Genomic DNA, 15,784 nt, shown 5'->3' with positions numbered 1-15,784 from the left:
CCTGCCCGGGGCGATACCCCGGACGGTATGTGCCCCCACCCTACCAGCGTCGCCCGTCAGGATCCCGCGCCGGGTGGCGGACCCAGCCGGTCGACGAGGGCCTCGGCGGGCGGGTTGGCGAGGCGGCCCCGCCGGCGGGCGAGCACCAGGCGACGCGCGGCGAGCTCGACCAGCGGCGCATCCCCGGCCCTCGACCGCCGGCCGTGGGCCTGGATCTCGGGCAGGACGGTCCACCCCACTCCCAGGCGGGCCATCTCACGCAGCACCTCGGGCTGGTGGGACTCGGCCACGACCTGCCTCGGGGCCCCGCGGGCCCGCAACGCCTCCTCGATCACGGTGCGCGTGTGCGACCCGGTGGGGAACAGCACCCACGGCCCCCACCCGGCCGGATCCCCGAGCCCGCCCCCTGCGCGTGTCGCGCCCTCGGCCGGCACCACCACCAGCGGCTCCTCGACCAGCGGCTGGAGCTCCAGGGACGGGTCGACGAAGGGAGGTTCCACCACCACCGCGAGGTCGAGGGCCCCCGCGAGGAGCTGGTCAACCAGCTCCCCGGAGGGACCGACCCGGAGGCGCAGGTCCACCCCGGCGTGGGCACGCCGGAAGCCCCGCAGCGCGTCGACGCAGTGGTGGAGGGCGGCGGCATCGATCATGCCCACCCGGAGTCGCCCCGCCCCGCCGGCGCGCACCGCCGCCGCCCACCGACCGAGGTCGGCGGTTTCGGCCACGACGCGCCGGGCATAGGCGACGACCTCTCCGGCCTCCTCACGCAGGACCTGGCGGCGACCGACCCGCTCGAACAAGGTCACGCCGACGCGCCGTTCGAGCTCGGCGAGGCCCTGCGACAGCGCCGAGGTGGTGACCCCCACCGACTCGGCGGCGACCGAGAAGGTGGCCGACTCGGCCACCGCCACCAGATAGGAGAGCTGCGCCACCGTGACCGCCGGCAGCGGTGTCGCGTCCCGCACCTCTCGACTCCTCACCCCGGCGGACCCGCCGGGTCAATTGTTCAGTATCACTGTACAGACAAGATCAACCGTTCAGGAAGCCCTAGCCTCGGGACATGACCGAACCCGTGACCATCGCCCCGCCCACCGGCCGCCTCGGCGTGCTCACCCCCGGCATGGGCGCCGTGGCGTCCACCTTCATCGCCGGCGTGCTCGCCGCCCGGGCCGGCACCGCCGTCCCCGTCGGGTCGCTGAGCCAACTCGCCCACATCCGCCTCGGCACCCGCGACGAGGGCCGCAACCCGATGATCAAGGAGTTCGTGCCCCTCGCCGACCTCGACGACCTGGTCTTCGGCGGCTGGGACCCGATCAGCCCCAACGTCCTCGAGGCGGCGCGCAACGCCGGTGTCCTCGAGGACCGCGACCTCAACCCCATCTCCGCCGAGCTCGAAGGTGTCGTGGCGATGGACGCGGTGTTCGACCAACGCTGGGTCAAGCGCCTCGAGGGGACCCGGGTCAAGGACGTGACCGACAAGTGGGCCCAGGCCGAGGCCCTCATCGCCGACATCGAGCGCTTCCGCGTGGAACACGGCTGCGACCGTCTCGTCATGGTCTGGTGCGGGAGCACCGAGGCCTACCAGGAGGCCAGCGCCGTCCACGCCACCGTCGAGAGCTTCGAGGCCGGCCTGCGCGACAACGACGAGAACATCGCCCCGAGCCAGATCTACGCCTACGCCGCCCTGGTGTCGAAGGTGCCCTTCGCCAACGGCGCACCGAACCTCTCCGTCGACCTGCCCTGCATGCGCGAGCTCGCCGCCCGCGAAGGCGTGCCGATCGCCGGGAAGGACTTCAAGACCGGCCAGACCTGGCTGAAGACGCTGCTCGCCCCCGGCATCAAGGCACGCATGCTCGGCCTGCGGGGCTGGTACTCCACGAACATCCTCGGCAACCGCGACGGCGAGGTGCTCGACGACCCGGAGAACTTCAAGACCAAGGAGGTCTCGAAGCTCGGCGTGATCGACTCCGTGCTCCAGCCCGAGGTGTACCCCGACCTGTACGGCGACATCGACCACGTGGTCCGCATCAACTACTACCCGCCCCGCGGCGACAACAAGGAGGGGTGGGACAACATCGACATCTTCGGGTGGATGGGCTACCCGATGCAGATCAAGGTCAACTTCCTGTGCCGCGACTCCATCCTCGCCGCGCCCATCGTGCTCGACCTGGCCCTCTTCATGGACCTGGCGGCCCGAGCGGGGCAGCACGGGGTCCAGGAGTGGCTGAGCTTCTACTTCAAGGCCCCCCAGGCGGCGACGCCGGTGCCCGCCGAGCACGACCTGTTCATCCAGCAGACCAAGCTCAAGAACACGCTGCGCGAGTGGATGGGCGAGGAGCCGGTCACCCACTCCGAAGCCGGCTGACGATCGGTCACGCCGTCGGGACCCCGACGGTGCCGACGGCCGGAGCGTCGGCCGAGTCCGCGAACGCCGCCCACATCGCCGCGTAGGGACCCCCGGAGGTCACGAGGACATCGTGGGGCCCCTCCTCGAGGATGCGGCCGTCGCCGATCACCACGATGCGGTCGGCTCGGCGGGCGGTGGGCAGGCGGTGGGCCACCACCACGGTGGTACGTCCCGTCGAGGCGGCCGTCATGGCCCGCTGGACCCGGGCCTCGCTGGCCAGGTCGAGCTGCGAGGTCGCCTCGTCGAGGAGCAGGATCGCCGGATCGACGAGTCGGGCCCGGGCCAGGGCGATGAGCTGGCGCTGGCCCGACGACAGCGACCGGCCCCGCTCGCTGACCGGCGTGAGGTACCCCTGGGGCAACGAGGCCACGAAGTCGTGGGCCCCGACGGCCCGGGCGGCGGCCTCCACCTCGGCCGCGCGGGCGCCCGGACGGCCGTAGGCGATGTTGTCGCGCACCGTGCCCGTGAACAGGAACGCCTCCTGGGGCACCACCCCGAGTTGACGCCGGAAGGCGCCGAGGTCGATGTCACGCAGGTCGATGCCGTCCACGGTCACCCGTCCGCCGGTGGGGTCGTAGAAGCGGGCCAGCAGCTTCACGATCGTCGACTTCCCGGCGCCGGTCTCGCCCACCAGGGCCACCGTCTCGCCGGCGCGGACGTGCAGGTCGACACCGGACAGGGCCTCGGTCGTCTCGGCGCGGCCGGCACCGCCGCCCCCGGTGACCGGCTCGTAGCGGAAGTGGACGTCCTGCAGCCGGATCTCGCCGCGGAGGCGCCCCGGGTCGACCGGTCGGGCGGGGGGTGGCGTGCTCGACGGGGTGGCCAACAGCTCCTCGATCTTGACCACCGACGCCGAGGCCTGCTGCCAGGTGTCGAGGACCTGGGAGAGCTGCTGGAGCGGGGAGAAGAACTGGTTGAGGTAGAGCAGGAACGCGATGACGACGCCGGTCGTCACCACACCCTCCTGCTCGAGCACCGACCCGGCGCCGAGCACCACCACCGCGCCGAGGTCGGAGAGCAGCAGGATGAAGGGGAAGTACAGGGCGACCAGGCGCTGCGCGCCGACCCGGTGCTCGAGGTAGCGCCGGTTGACCGAGCGGAACCCCGTGATGTTGCGGTCCTCGCGGGAGTAGGCCTGCGCGACCCGCACCCCCGACAGGCTCTCCTGGAGGTTGGCGTTCACGTCGGCGATCGCCTCCCGGGCCTTCTCGTAGGACGCCGAGGACCGGCGCCGGTACCACCACGTCGCCACCACCAGCGGCGGGAGGACCGTGGCCGCGGCGAGCGCCAGCGGAGGCGACAGGACGACGAGGAACACGAAGACCCCGACGCACGTGAACACGCCGACGACGGCGTTGACGAGCCCGGTCTGCACGAGCTGGGACAGCGCCTCGACGTCGGTCGTCATACGGGTCATGAGCCGGCCGTCGAGCTCGTCGTCGTAGTAGTGCAGCGACATCCGCTGGAGGTGGCCGAAGATCTTGAGACGGAGCGCATAGAGCATCCGCTCGGCGGTGCGTCCCGTGACCGCGGTGTAGGCCCAGACCACGCCCCAGTCGGTCACGACCGCGGCGAGGAAGAGCCCGACGGCGAGCCAGAGCGCCGCCGGGTCGCCCGGGGTGATGCCGTCGTCGATGCCCCGGCTGACGAACACCGGTCCGAGCAGCGTGAGCACCGTGTCGAGCACGACGAGACCCAGCCCGACGGCCAGGCCGAGCACCCACGGTCGGACGAACCGGCGGATCCGGAACGGCCCGGGATCGTCGGCGGTCACCGCCGCGACGTCGACGCCGGGGGTGTCGTCGGCGGGCGGGAGCCGGTCGAGCGCGGCCAGCATGTCCGGTGTGGCGCTCAGCGCCATCGACGCCATCTGCCCGCCACCGGGACCTGGGTTGCGGGCCGGACCGTCGACGATCGCCGAGGCCCGCGGTTGCCCGTCGAGCGCGTCCACCGGCCACGCCGCCTCGGTCACCGCCACGGCGAGCAGCTCCTCGCGGCGTTCCTCGTCGACGACGTCGTCGGCGAGGGGACCGAGACCCTCCACCTCGTCGTCGGGACCGGAGAACAGGTCGCGGTAGACGGCACTGGTGGCGATCAGCTCCTCGTGGGTGCCGTCGGCCACCGCCCGCCCCGCGTCGAGGACCACGATCCGGTGGGCCAGGCGCAGCGTGGAGCGCCGATGGGCGATGAGGATCGTGGTCCGGTCCCGCATGAGTCGCCGGAGGGTGGCGTGGATGGCCTCCTCGGTGGTCACGTCGACCGCCGAGGTGGCGTCGTCGAGCACGAGGACCCGCGGGTCCGTGAGGATGGCGCGGGCCAAGGCCAGGCGTTGGCGCTGCCCGCCCGAGAGCGACAGACCGCGCTCGCCGACCAACGTGTCGTAGCCGTCGGGGAGCGCCGCCACGAACCCGGCGGCCCCGGCGGCGGCCGCCGCCGCCACGACCTCGGCGTCGGTCGCCTCCGGCCGCCCGTAGGCGATGTTCGCCCGCACCGTGTCGGAGAAGAGGAAGGCGTCCTCGAACACGACGCCCACCTGACGGCGGAGGGAGTCGAGCGTGAGGTCGCGGACGTCGTGTCCGTCGAGCGTCACCCGGCCGGCGGCGACGTCGTAGAACCGGGGCAGCAACGCGGTGATCGTGGACTTCCCCGACCCACTGGTGCCGACGAGGGCCACGACCTCTCCCGGGCGCACGCGCAGGTCGAGCCCGTCGAGCACCGGTTGGCTGCGGGTGTAGCCGAACCGGACGTCCTCGAAGCGCACCTCGCCCACGGCGTCGGGCAGGTCGACGGCCCCGGGTGCCTCGACGACGACGGCGTTGGCGTCGAGGACGTCGAGGATCCGCTCGGCACCCGCCCGCGCCTGCTGGCCGACCGTGAAGAGCCCCGCCAGCATCCGCACGGGGGCGACGAGCTGCACCAGGTAGGCCGAGAAGGCCAGGAAGGTGCCGAGGGTCAGGTTGCCCTCGATCGCCATCCACCCACCCAGGGCGAGGACCGCCACCTGGGCCAGCGCCGGGATGGCCTGCATCGTCGAGGTGAACCTCGCCTGGAGGCGCACCAGCCTGACCCGTGCGGCGTAGAGGCCCTCGGCGGTCTCGGCCAGGTGGGCCAGCTCACGGTCCTCCTGGCCGAACCCCTTCACGACCCGAACCCCGCTGACCGCCTCGTCGACGACGCCGGCCACCTCGCCCATGCGCTGCTGCGCGTCCCAGGTCGCCGGGAAGACCTTCCGCCGGAGCCGCAGCGCCACGAACCCGAGCAACGGGAGGGCGACCACGACGACGAGCGTGAGCGCCGGGGAGAGGACCGTCATGATGACGAGGGCCAACGCGACCATCACGAGGTTGCCCAACATGATGGGCAGGAAGGCCAGCAGGCCCTGGATGAGTCCGAGGTCCGAGGAGGCCCGGGACACGAGCTGGCCCGTCCGGAGCTGGTCGTGGCCGGCGAAGTCGAGGCGTTGCAGTCGCTCGTAGATGGCGTTGCGCAGGTCGTACTGCACGTCGAGGCTGACCCGGCCGCCCACCCACCGGCGCACGACCGCCGCCCCGAAGGACACCACACCGACGACGGCCAACGCCGCCAACCACGGCGCCACCGGACGGGTGCGCCCCACCAGGCCGTCGTCGACCACGACCTTCTGCAGGAGCGGCGCGACGGCCATCAGCCCCTGTCCGACGACGGAAGCGCCCAGCGCCACGACCACGTTGCGCCGGTGAGCCCCCAGGAACGGGGCGAGCCGCCGGATCCACCCCCCGGTGGCCGCAGGCTCGGGCACCGGCCGATCGATCACCTCCTGGAGGCTAACGACCGCCCCTCCCCGGGCGGCGGGGAGCGTCGCGGCGCCACCGTGACCCACAATGGGGGATGCCCGAGATCCGCGAGACCAAGCTCCCCGGCGTCGGCATCGAGTTCGACTTCACCTCCGAGAGCGGCGACCACGTCGGTGTGATCTCCCGCCACTCGGGCCGCCGCGAAGTGGTCGTCTACGACGACGACGACCCCGACGCCGTGGCCTGCCGGATCGAGCTCACCGCCGCCGAGGGCTCCGCGGTGGCCGAGCTCCTCGGGGGCACGACGGTCACCACCCAGCTCGCCGAGCTCTCGGCGGAGATCGAGGGGCTGTTCATCGACTGGGTCCCGCTCGGACCCGCCTTCACCCCGAAGAGCATCGCCGACACCGCCATGCGCACCACCACCGGCTCGTCGGTCATCGCCATCATCCGGGACGGGACCGCCGTCCCCGCCCCGGGACCCGACGACGTGCTCCAGGGCGGCGACACGGTGGTGCTCGTCGGCACGAGGGACGGCATCGCCGCCGCCGGCGACCTGCTGGGGACCTGAACCCCGTGACCGCGCACGCGGCCACGACGGTCCTGGCCGCCACCGGCGGCGAGACCGCCCGGATCCTGCTGGAGCTGGGGCTCGTGTTCCTCGTCCTCGCCGCGCTGAGCCGCGGCGCCTCCCGCCTGGGCCTGTCGGCCATCCCCGCGTTCCTGCTCGTCGGGCTGGTGCTCCGCGACGGCGGACCGTTCGACCTCACCGTCACCGACGAGTTCCTGGAGGTGGGCTCCCAGATCGGGATCGTCCTGCTCCTCCTGCTGCTCGGACTCGAGTACACCCCCGACGAGCTGGTCGGCTCGTTGCGCAGCTCCGCTCGCGCCGGGGTGGTGGACCTCGTCCTGAACGCCACGCCCGGGGTGGTGGTCGGGCTGCTCCTCGGATGGTCGCTGCTCGGCGCGGTCTTCCTCGGGGGGATCACCTACATCTCCTCGTCGGGGATCGTGGCCAAGCTGTTGAACGACCTCGGACGCATGGGCAACCGGGAGACGCCGTCGGTCCTGGCCGTCCTCGTGATCGAGGACCTGGTGATGGCCCTCTACCTGCCGATCGTGACCGGCCTGGCCATCGGGGGGGCCCTGGCCGGTGTCGCGGTGTCCGTCGTCGTGGCGGTCGCCGTGGTGGGCCTCACCCTGTTCCTCGCCGTGCGCCACGAGCACCTCCTCGGCCGAGTCGTCTTCAGCCGCTCCGACGAGGTCCTCCTCTGGAGCCTGCTGGGCCTCGCTCTCGTGGTCGCCGGCGCCGCCGAGCTGCTCAACGTGTCGGCCGCCGTCGGCGCCTTCCTCGTCGGCATCGCGGTGTCGGGGGCGGCGGCGCGCACCGGCAGCACCGTCCTCGCGCCCCTGCGAGACCTCTTCGCGGGCGTGTTCTTCGTCGTCTTCACGTTCACGATCGAACCCGGGGAGATCGTCGACGCGCTGCCCGTGGCGATCGGGCTGGCCGTGCTGACCGCCGTCACGAAGACGGTGACCGGCGCCTGGGCCGCCCGTCGGGCGGGCGTGGCGGCGCGTGGCCAGATCCGAGCCGGCACCGTGCTCGTCGCCCGGGGTGAGTTCTCCATCGTGATCGCCGGACTGGCCACCGCATCGGCGGTCCAGGACGGGTTGGCCGCGCTGGCCACCAGCTACGTGCTCGTCCTGGCCGTGGCCGGTCCGCTCCTCACCCGCTTCGCCGATCCCGCGGCGTCGCGCGTCCTGGCGCGACGCACCCGGCGGGCCACGGCCCGGGCGGCGGCCGCGGCCGCCGCCGCCGACGCAGAACGCCGCAACCCGGCCGACGAGGACGCGGGGTGACCGGACCGCCGTGGGAAGCACCGACGGCCGACGAGTTCGCCGCGCTCGACGCGCTCGGCACGAACGGGACGTGGGAGCTGCAGGGCACGACCCTGAAGCTGACCAACCTCGACAAGGTCCTGTTCCCGGGGCGCGAAGGCGGCGCCGACGTCACGAAGCGCGACCTCGTCCGCTGGTTCACCACCGTGTCCCCGTGGGCGTTGCGCTACCTGCACGACCGGCCCGTCAACCTGCACCGGTTCCCGGCCGGGGTGACCGAGCCCGGCTTCTGGCACAAGGCGGTCCCCGACCACGCCCCGGAGTGGCTCACCCGCTGGCACCACGACGGCGCCCGGTCGGGCGACACCCGGTGGTACTTCGTGATCGACAGCCCCGCGGCCATGGCGTGGATGGCGAACTACGGCGCCGTCGAGCTCCACCCGTGGACGTCGACGGCGTCGCACCCCGACCGCCCCACCTGGGCGATGATCGACCTCGACCCCGGGTCCGCCACGTCCTTCGACGACCTCCTCGTGCTCGCCCGACTGCACCGGACCGCCCTCGATCACCTGGGCGTGCGGGCCGGGGCCAAGGTGACCGGGCGCCGAGGCATCCAGATCTGGGTCCCGGTGGCGCCCCGATACGCCTTCGACGAGACGCGTGACTGGGTGGAGTCGCTGTCGCGGGCCGTCGGCGCCACCGTGCCCGAGCTGGTGAGCTGGAAGTGGAGCACGCGCGAGCGGGGCGGGCGGGCCCGGCTCGACTACACGCAGAACGCCGTCAACAAGACGCTGGTCGCGCCGTGGAGCACCCGGGCGGCGATCGGCGCACCCGTCTCGGTGCCGATCACCTGGGACGAGCTCGACGACCCGGAGCTCACGCCGGACCGGTGGACGGTCGCCGTCGCCCGAGAGCGCCTGGACGTCGTGGGCGACCCGCTCGCCCCGCTCGTCGGCCTCCCCCAGGAGCTACCGCCGCTCTGAGCCGGCCGCGGTCGGCCCGGGCACCCGCGCCGAGCGGACCCGCCGGTGAAGGTCGGCGGCCGAGACCACCAGGACACCGACCGGGAGCAGCAGCCAGGCCGGCGCCGCGCCCGCCCATGCCGCCAGGGCCGCACCGGCGACGTAGCCGGCGAGGACGACGGCGAGGACGGCGACCGTGTGGCGGCGGGCGGCGGCGTCGGGCGAACCCACCGACCTCCCCAGACCCTCCCCCACGCGGGCCACCGCGCCCGACTCGTAGGTGGTGGCCACCGCCACCGACCCCACCCGCAGCAACGCCGCGGTCTGCAGGCCCATGGCCAGGGCGCCACCCACCACCACCGGCTCGACGACGAGGTTCCCCCCGTCACCGCCGAACCGGGCGAGCCACCCCGTGACGGCCAGGAGGAGCACCGCCTCGACCACGAAGAGCAGATCGGGACGCAGCTCGCGACCACCCCGTCGACGCCGCTCGTGGACCAAGTTGGCCACCGCGACGCCCACCACGAACGCCGCGATCGCGGTGCCGTGGCGGGCCACCACCCCCCATGCGCCCTCCCCTGCGGCGATGCCGAGCAGGACGAGGTTGCCGCTCATGTTCGCCACGAAGACCGGGGCGACGTTCACGAAGCCGTGGGCGTCGACGAACCCGGCCACTGCGGCGAGGATCGCCGCGAAGGCGAGGCTCCCGCTCAGCGGCGACGGCGACGCGGACGGCACCCCGGCGACCCTACGGCTCGGGGAGGGAGGGTCAGGTGATGGACGCCGCGTAGATGCTGGCGATCGCCGCGTCGAGGGCGGCGTCGAACTCGGCGTCGCTCTGCTGGGCGGTCAGGCCCTCGGTGAGCGCCCTCGAGAAGCTGGCCACCACACCGTGGTTCCGGGCGAGGCGGGCATTGGCGTCCTCCCGCGTGTAGCCGCCCGAGAGCGCCACCACGCGCAGCACCTTGGGGTGCTCGACGAGATCGGTGTAGAACCCGTCGACCTCGGGGAGGGTGAGCTTCAACATCACGTGGCGGTCGGCGCCCACGGCGTCGAGCTCGGCGAGGATGGCCGCCTTCAACAGCTCCTCGGCACCGCCCTTCTCGGGGCTGTTGATGTCGACCTCGGGCTCGATGATCGGGACCAGGCCGGCGTCGAGGATCGTCGCCCCGATCTCGAACTGCTGGCTCACCACGGCGTCGACCCCCGCCGGGTCGGCCAGCTTGATGACCGAGCGCATCTTGGTGCCGAACACGCCGTGGCCGTTGGCCCGGCTGAGCTGGTCGTCGAGGTCGGGGATCGGCTTCATGACCTGCGCGCCGTCGGCCTCGTCGGCCAGGCCCTTGTCGACCTTCAGGAACGGCACCACGCCCTTGTCCTCCCAGAGGAACTCGGCGGTGCCCTTGCCGGCGATCTCGCGCTCCATCGTCATGTCGAACAGGATCGCCCCGAGGATCCGGTCGCCGGAGAACGACGGGCTGGTGATGATGCGGCTGCGCATCTCGTGGATCCGGTCGAACATCTCCGCCTCGTTGCCGTAGGCGGACTCGTCGAGCCCGTACAACTTCAGCGCCTTGGGGGTGCTCCCCCCGCTCTGGTCGAGGGCGGCGATGAAGCCGTCGGCGGACTTGACCTTCTGGAACTGAGCATCGTTCACGAGGGGGATCCCGTCTGGTCGAGGTTGACGCCCGCCTGCCGGCGACGCCGGTGCCGCGGTCGGGACCCGCACGGCCCCGCTCCCCCAGTCTGTACCACCTGGACGGCCCGCTCCTCCAGCAGGGAGTGGCACCCCGCCGGGAGGACGTGCAGGCTGGGGCGGATCGGGACGCCGGGGGGCATCGACGAGGGGGCGACATGACGCTGGATGTGCAGGTGTGGGGGACCGGAGGGGTGGGCTCGCTCGCCATCCCGGCGATCGCGCGGCGCCACGACCTGGAGCTGACCGGGGTGTGGGTCCACTCCGAGGCCAAGGCGGGCGTCGACGCAGGCACCCTCGCCGGCATCGACCCCGTCGGGATCGCCGCCACCGGTGACGCCGACGCGCTGGTCGCCGCCCGCCCGGACTGCGTCGTGTACACGGCGAGCGGTCCCGAGCTGGATGCCGTCGCCGTGCCCGACTACGAACGCCTCCTGCGCGCCGGCATCAACGTCGTCACGGTGTCCTCGCCCGGCCTCGTCTACCCGCCGGCCGCGGCGCCGGCCACACGCGACCGGCTCGGCGCAGCGGCGGCCGAGGGTGGGGCGTCGCTCTACGCGTCGGGCATCGAACCCGGCTTCGCCGCCGACCAGCTCGTGCTGACGTTGCTGACGATGTCGACCCGCATCACCTCGGTGCGGGTCCAGGAGTTCTTCAGCTACGACGAGTACCCGGTCGAGTTCATGATGCGTGAGGTCATGGGGTTCGGCCACGAGCTCGACCACACCCCTCTCATGGCCACCAGGGGCGCCCAGCTCGGCACGTGGGGACCGCCGGTGCGCATGGTCGCCGACGCCCTCGAGGTCGAGCTCGACGAGATCCGCGAGACCTTCGAACGGTCCCTCACCCCCCGCCGCCTCGAGGTGGCCTGCGGCACGATCGAGGCGGGGACGGTCGGCGCCATCCGGTTCGAGACCATCGGGGTGGTGGACGGCCGCGACGCCATCGTGATCGAGCACGTGAACCGCATGGCCGCCGACCTCGCCCCGGAGTGGCCGGCGGCCGACCGCAACGGCACCTACCGGATCACGATCGACGGCGAACCCGACTCGGTCTGCGAGCTGATGATGGGGACCACCGAGACCTTCTCCGACCAGGGGATGGTGGCGACCACCATGCGGACCGTGAACGCCGTCCCCGCCGTGGTCGCCGCGGCGCCGGGGCTGGTGAGCTCGCTCGACCTGCCGCTCACCCTGCCCCGTCAGGCGTTCTGAGCTCCCGCGCCGCCGGGTCCTGCCGGTAGAAGTCGGCGAGGACTTCGTAGAGATCCGGGTGCTCGGCCCGGAGGGTGCCCGGTGCGTCGAAGAACGCCTCGGTGGCGACCGCGAAGAACTCCCCGGGGTTCACCCCCGCGTAGGCCCGTAGCGTCCGGCCGCCCTCGCCCACCACCACCCGTTCGTAGACGGCGGTGCAGACCTCCACCCAGCGATCGAAGCGGTCCCGGTCGGCGAGCGGCGGTGTGCCGTCCACGGTGCCGTCGAGCATGTCGAGCTTGTGGGCGAACTCGTGGAACACGACGTTGTGGCCCCGCCCGGGATGCCGGGCCTCGGACCGGACCGTGTCCCACACGATGACGACCGGACCCTGGAACGAGGCCTGGCCGAGGATGGGCATCGGGTGGTCGGACACGAGGCCGCCGCCCTGGGACCGGGGTCCGGTGAGCACCATCGTGGTGGGGTGCACGAGGATCGAACCGACGTCGCGGTAGGAGTCGTCGGGGAGACCGAGGACGAGCAGCGCCGCCTGCGCGGCGATGAGCACCCGCATCTCGTCGGTCAGTGCGAACCCGCGCGCCGCCTCCCAACGCTTCTCGGCGATGAGCCCGAGCGCCAGCGCCTCGAGGCGCGTCCGCTCGTCGTCGGAGAGGAGGTTCCAGTGGACCACCCTCTCGGCGAGCAGGGCGCGCCACTCGGGGAGGAACCCCGCCGCGTAGCGCTCCCGGCGCGCCCGCCTCCGGGCGCCGAAGATCAGGGTCCCGTGCGGCCCAGCACGACGGGCTCGGCGGGGGCCGCGCAGCACACCGCCTCCTCGACGGTTCCACCCTGGCCCATGTCGTCGGCGTCGGCGGTCTTCACGTACCACTCCCACCGGGCACCGTCGGGGTCACTGACCCAGGTCTCCACCTTCTCGGCATAGCAGCAGATGGTGTCGTCGACCCCGGTGGTGTCGAGCCCTGCACCTCGGAGGCGGGCGTCGGCCGCCTCGACCTCCGGCGCACCGTCGGTCTCCACGCCCAGGTGGTTCAGACGACCCCCGACCTCCGACTCGAACAGGACCAGCTTCAGCGGCGGGTCGGCGACCTCGAAGTTGGCGTACCCCGGCTTGCGCTTGGCGGGGCCGACCCCGAACAACGCGGTGTAGAAGGCGACCGACCCCTCGAGGTCGGTGACATCGAGTGCGAGCTGGACCCTGGCCACGGCGGTACCTCCACGGCATCGACGGATGAACGATCACCCTACCGGGCCGGGTCGACGCCCTCGACGGCCCGGCACCCGGACCGCAGGACCCCGGACGACGCGGTCACTCGGCCGGGACCACACCCAACGACGTCATGAGCGCCTCGACCCGCCCCCGGATCTCGTCGCGGATCGGCCGCACCGCGGCCACGTCCTGGCCGGCGGGGTCCTCGAGGGCCCAGTCCTCGTAGCGGGTGCCCGGGTAGACGGGGCAGGCGTCGCCGCACCCCATCGTGACGACGACGTCCGCGGCGCGGACCACCTCGTCGGTCCACGGCTTGGGGAACTCCTCGGTGATGTCGATCCCCACCTCGGCCATCGCCTCGATCGCCGCCGGGTTGACCTCCGACGCGGGCTCCGACCCCCCGGACCAGACCGTCACCCCTTCACCGCCGAGGTGGCGCAACCAGCCGGCCGCCATCTGGGAGCGGCCGGCGTTGTGCACGCACAGGAACAGGACGCCCGGAGTGCCGGTGGCGTCGGGATCGTCGACCCGGGCCAGCGCGTCGAGACGTTCACGTGCGAAGCGCTCCGCGAGGAGCGGGAGGAAGTTCGGGACCTTCGACGTGGGGATGAGGAGGTTGTGGGAGTCGACCACGAAGCGCTCGATGGTCTCGCGGCCGAAGACGCCCGCGAACTCGCGCTCCAGGCGGACCGCCACGCTGCGGGCCATCTGGCGGTAGCTCAGGGGGAGATCGTCGATCTCGGTGTCGGTCATGGGCGCTCTCCGGTCGGGGTGGTGGGCGACAGCTCTGCGAGGAGGCCGCGGACGCGGCGGTCGATCTCGTCGCGGATCGGTCGGACGGCGTCGACGCCCTGTCCGGCCGGGTCGTCGAGCTCCCAGTCGAGGTACCGGGTGCCCGGGTAGAACGGGCACTCGTCACCGCACCCCATCGTGATGACCACGTCGGAGGCCTCGACGGCCGCGTCCTCGAGGCGCTTGGGTCGTGCCCCCGCGGCGTGCAGGTCGATGCCCAGCTCGGCCATCGCCTCGACCACCGCCGGGTTGATCTCCTCGGCCGGGGCGGTGCCCGCCGATCGGACCACGACGGCATCGCCGGCGTGGTGAGCCAGCAGCGCGGCGGCCATCTGGGACCGACCGGCGTTGTGGACGCACACGAACAGCACCTCGGGTCGCTCGTCACTCATCGGGATCCTCCGGTTCGGCGGTCGGGTAGAAGAAGCGCACGAGACCGAACGCGACGACGGCCCCGACGAGCTGCATGGCGATGAACGGGGGGGCCGACGACGGGGCGACCCCGGCGAAGGTGTCCGACAACATCCGGGCCACCGTCACCGCCGGGTTGGCGAAGCTCGTCGACGACGTGAACCAGTAGGCGCCGCCGATCCAGGCGGCGACCGCGAAGGGCACCATCCGGGCCTTCCCGGAACGCACGCACCCCTGGATGACGAGCAGCAGCGTCGCCGTGGCCACCACCTCGGAGAGCCACAACGCCCCCGACGACCGGTCCTTCGTCGAGAGGTTCACCGCCGGCAGCTCGAACATGAGGTTGACCAACATCGCCCCCAGACAGGCGCCGACGACCTGGGCGACCACGTAGAGACCCGTGTCGCGAGTGGTGGTGGTGCCGAGGAACCGGTCGAGGAGGGTGACCACCGGGTTGAAGTGCGCGCCGGACACCGAGCCGAAGACGAGGATCAGGGCGACCAGCGCTCCCGCAGTGGCGATCGCGTTCTCGAGGAGCTGGAGGCCGACGTCCCCGCTCGACAGGCGCTCGGCCATGATCCCCGACCCGATGACGGCCACGATCAGCAGCCCGGTGCCGAGCGCCTCGGCGGCGAGGCGCCGCCCGAGGTCGAGGCCGAAGGACCCGGTCCCGGTCTCGACGGCGACCTCGAGGTCGGCCTCGGTGGGCCTGAGATCGTCGGTCACGCCGCACTCCTCCCGACGACCGACCCGACCCTGGCCCGCAGCTCGGCGACGGTGGCGTCGAACGCGCCTTCGGTGCCGAGGGCCACGGGATCGGGGACCGACCAGTGCCACCACGAGTCCGACGGGTCGAGCTCCTCGTGCGCCCGGTCGCAGACGGTGACGACCAGCGAGGGGAGCGACTCGACCTCGGCGAGGGAACGGGGCACGGCGCCCGAGAGGTCGACGCCGCAACGCTCGGCGGCGGCCACGGCGCCGGGGTGGACCTCCCCGGCCGGGTGCGTGCCCGCCGACAGGGCTTCGGCGCCGGTCGCGGCCCGCCAGAGCCCGGCGGCGAGCTGGGAGCGCGCCGAGTTGGCGGAGCAGACGAAGAGCGCCGGACCGACGGCGACCGTCGGGGACGGCACCAGCGTCTCGAGCACCGATCGGTGCAGGTGCACGTAGCGGCGTCGCCCGTCGCCGCTCGAGCGGGACCGCTCGACCAGGCCCACCCGCTCCAACACGTCGAGATGATGGGCGAGGAGGTTCGACGCCAGCCCCAGCCGGCGGGTCAGCTCGACGGGGGCGCGGTCGGAGACGAGCAGCTCCTCGACGATGGCCAGCCGGGCGGGCTCACCGAGCGCCGCATGCCGCGCCGCCCGGCACTCGAGATCGTCCCCGTCCATGTCGCCATCATGGCGCGCCGGCGCCGATGACTCAAGATCGATTGAGTGAACTCGGCGTTCATCGTGGAAGCCACCCGCGACGGTGGCTCCCCCGG

General features: G+C 72.7%; 15 protein-coding genes. 5 read left to right on the top strand and 10 right to left on the bottom strand.

What is annotated here, in order from left to right; all coding sequences use genetic code 11:
• Positions 1–56 precede the first annotated feature (56 nt).
• A complete protein-coding gene (locus MUE36_11600) occupies positions 57–965 on the bottom strand; it encodes a LysR family transcriptional regulator (protein ID MCU0311569.1) in 909 nt (302 codons plus the stop codon).
• Positions 966–1,060: 95 nt separating this feature from the next.
• Between MUE36_11600 and MUE36_11595 the strand changes: the two genes are divergently transcribed.
• A complete protein-coding gene (locus tag MUE36_11595) occupies positions 1,061–2,365 on the top strand; it encodes an inositol-3-phosphate synthase (GenBank protein ID MCU0311568.1) in 1,305 nt (434 codons plus the stop codon).
• Positions 2,366–2,372: 7 nt separating this feature from the next.
• Here MUE36_11595 and MUE36_11590 read toward each other — a convergent pair whose 3' ends face one another.
• Positions 2,373–6,200 (bottom strand): ABC transporter ATP-binding protein/permease, encoded by a 3,828-nt coding sequence (locus MUE36_11590; GenBank protein ID MCU0311567.1) that lies wholly within the window; start codon positions 6,198–6,200, stop codon positions 2,373–2,375.
• A gap of 74 nt (positions 6,201–6,274) precedes the next feature.
• On the opposite strand from MUE36_11590, the gene MUE36_11585 reads away from it, so the two are divergent.
• The 3 genes from MUE36_11585 to MUE36_11575 are packed head-to-tail and all read left to right on the top strand — an operon-like array spanning position 6,275 to position 9,002.
• Positions 6,275–6,751 (top strand): hypothetical protein, encoded by a 477-nt coding sequence (locus MUE36_11585; protein MCU0311566.1) that lies wholly within the window; start codon positions 6,275–6,277, stop codon positions 6,749–6,751.
• Positions 6,752–6,756: 5 nt separating this feature from the next.
• On the top strand, positions 6,757–8,040 hold the full coding sequence (locus MUE36_11580) for a cation:proton antiporter (protein MCU0311565.1): 1,284 nt from the start codon (positions 6,757–6,759) through the stop codon (positions 8,038–8,040).
• A complete protein-coding gene (locus MUE36_11575; protein ID MCU0311564.1) occupies positions 8,037–9,002 on the top strand; it encodes a hypothetical protein in 966 nt (321 codons plus the stop codon). Before MUE36_11580 ends, MUE36_11575 begins: the two co-directional genes overlap by 4 nt.
• Here MUE36_11575 and MUE36_11570 read toward each other — a convergent pair.
• Positions 8,988–9,719, bottom strand: a complete 732-nt coding sequence (locus tag MUE36_11570; protein ID MCU0311563.1) for a DUF1275 family protein — start codon at positions 9,717–9,719, stop codon at positions 8,988–8,990. The genes MUE36_11575 and MUE36_11570 overlap by 15 nt on opposite strands.
• 31 nt (positions 9,720–9,750) lie before the next feature.
• Positions 9,751–10,638 carry a fructose bisphosphate aldolase gene (locus MUE36_11565; protein MCU0311562.1) on the bottom strand — a complete coding sequence of 296 codons (888 nt, stop codon included), beginning with the start codon at positions 10,636–10,638 and terminating at the stop codon, positions 9,751–9,753.
• 197 nt (positions 10,639–10,835) lie between these two features.
• Between MUE36_11565 and MUE36_11560 the strand changes: the two genes are divergently transcribed.
• Positions 10,836–11,891, top strand: a complete 1,056-nt coding sequence (locus MUE36_11560; protein ID MCU0311561.1) for a hypothetical protein — start codon at positions 10,836–10,838, stop codon at positions 11,889–11,891.
• On the opposite strand, the gene MUE36_11555 is transcribed toward MUE36_11560, so the two are convergent.
• The 6 genes from MUE36_11555 to MUE36_11530 all read right to left on the bottom strand — a co-directional run bounded on the left by MUE36_11555 (position 11,866) and on the right by MUE36_11530 (position 15,689).
• The gene (locus tag MUE36_11555) at positions 11,866–12,696 is read right to left on the bottom strand and encodes a zinc-dependent peptidase (GenBank protein MCU0311560.1); all 831 of its coding nucleotides are present in this window, start codon (positions 12,694–12,696) and stop codon (positions 11,866–11,868) included. The genes MUE36_11560 and MUE36_11555 overlap by 26 nt on opposite strands.
• Positions 12,645–13,094, bottom strand: a complete 450-nt coding sequence (locus MUE36_11550) for a VOC family protein (GenBank protein MCU0311559.1) — start codon at positions 13,092–13,094, stop codon at positions 12,645–12,647. The genes MUE36_11555 and MUE36_11550 overlap by 52 nt, the downstream gene beginning before the upstream one ends.
• Before the next feature lie 103 nt (positions 13,095–13,197).
• The gene (locus MUE36_11545; protein ID MCU0311558.1) at positions 13,198–13,851 is read right to left on the bottom strand and encodes an arsenate reductase ArsC; all 654 of its coding nucleotides are present in this window, start codon (positions 13,849–13,851) and stop codon (positions 13,198–13,200) included.
• Complete coding sequence (locus MUE36_11540; GenBank protein MCU0311557.1) at positions 13,848–14,282, bottom strand: arsenate reductase ArsC; 435 nt, start codon at positions 14,280–14,282, stop codon at positions 13,848–13,850. Before MUE36_11540 ends, MUE36_11545 begins: the two co-directional genes overlap by 4 nt.
• The gene (locus MUE36_11535; GenBank protein MCU0311556.1) at positions 14,275–15,027 is read right to left on the bottom strand and encodes an aquaporin family protein; all 753 of its coding nucleotides are present in this window, start codon (positions 15,025–15,027) and stop codon (positions 14,275–14,277) included. Before MUE36_11535 ends, MUE36_11540 begins: the two co-directional genes overlap by 8 nt.
• Positions 15,024–15,689 carry a helix-turn-helix domain-containing protein gene (locus MUE36_11530; GenBank protein MCU0311555.1) on the bottom strand — a complete coding sequence of 222 codons (666 nt, stop codon included), beginning with the start codon at positions 15,687–15,689 and terminating at the stop codon, positions 15,024–15,026. Before MUE36_11530 ends, MUE36_11535 begins: the two co-directional genes overlap by 4 nt.
• Positions 15,690–15,784 lie beyond the last annotated feature (95 nt).

Source organism: Acidimicrobiales bacterium, assembly GCA_025455885.1.
GTDB lineage: Bacteria > Actinomycetota > Acidimicrobiia > Acidimicrobiales > Acidimicrobilacustridaceae > Rhabdothermincola_A.
Note: the sequence above shows the minus strand (reverse complement) of the source record. Positions and strands in the feature narration are given on the sequence as shown.

Excerpts from the sequence above, each read along its gene's own strand:
- MUE36_11595 (MCU0311568.1), top strand. The coding sequence starts at position 1,061 with ATGACCGAACCCGTGACCATCGCCCCGCCCACCGGCCGCCTCGGCGTG.
- MUE36_11585 (MCU0311566.1), top strand. The coding sequence starts at position 6,275 with ATGCCCGAGATCCGCGAGACCAAGCTCCCCGGCGTCGGCATCGAGTTC.
- MUE36_11560 (MCU0311561.1), top strand. The coding sequence starts at position 10,836 with ATGACGCTGGATGTGCAGGTGTGGGGGACCGGAGGGGTGGGCTCGCTC.
- MUE36_11545 (MCU0311558.1), bottom strand. The coding sequence starts at position 13,851 with ATGACCGACACCGAGATCGACGATCTCCCCCTGAGCTACCGCCAGATG.
- MUE36_11540 (MCU0311557.1), bottom strand. The coding sequence starts at position 14,282 with ATGAGTGACGAGCGACCCGAGGTGCTGTTCGTGTGCGTCCACAACGCC.
- MUE36_11530 (MCU0311555.1), bottom strand. The coding sequence starts at position 15,689 with ATGGACGGGGACGATCTCGAGTGCCGGGCGGCGCGGCATGCGGCGCTC.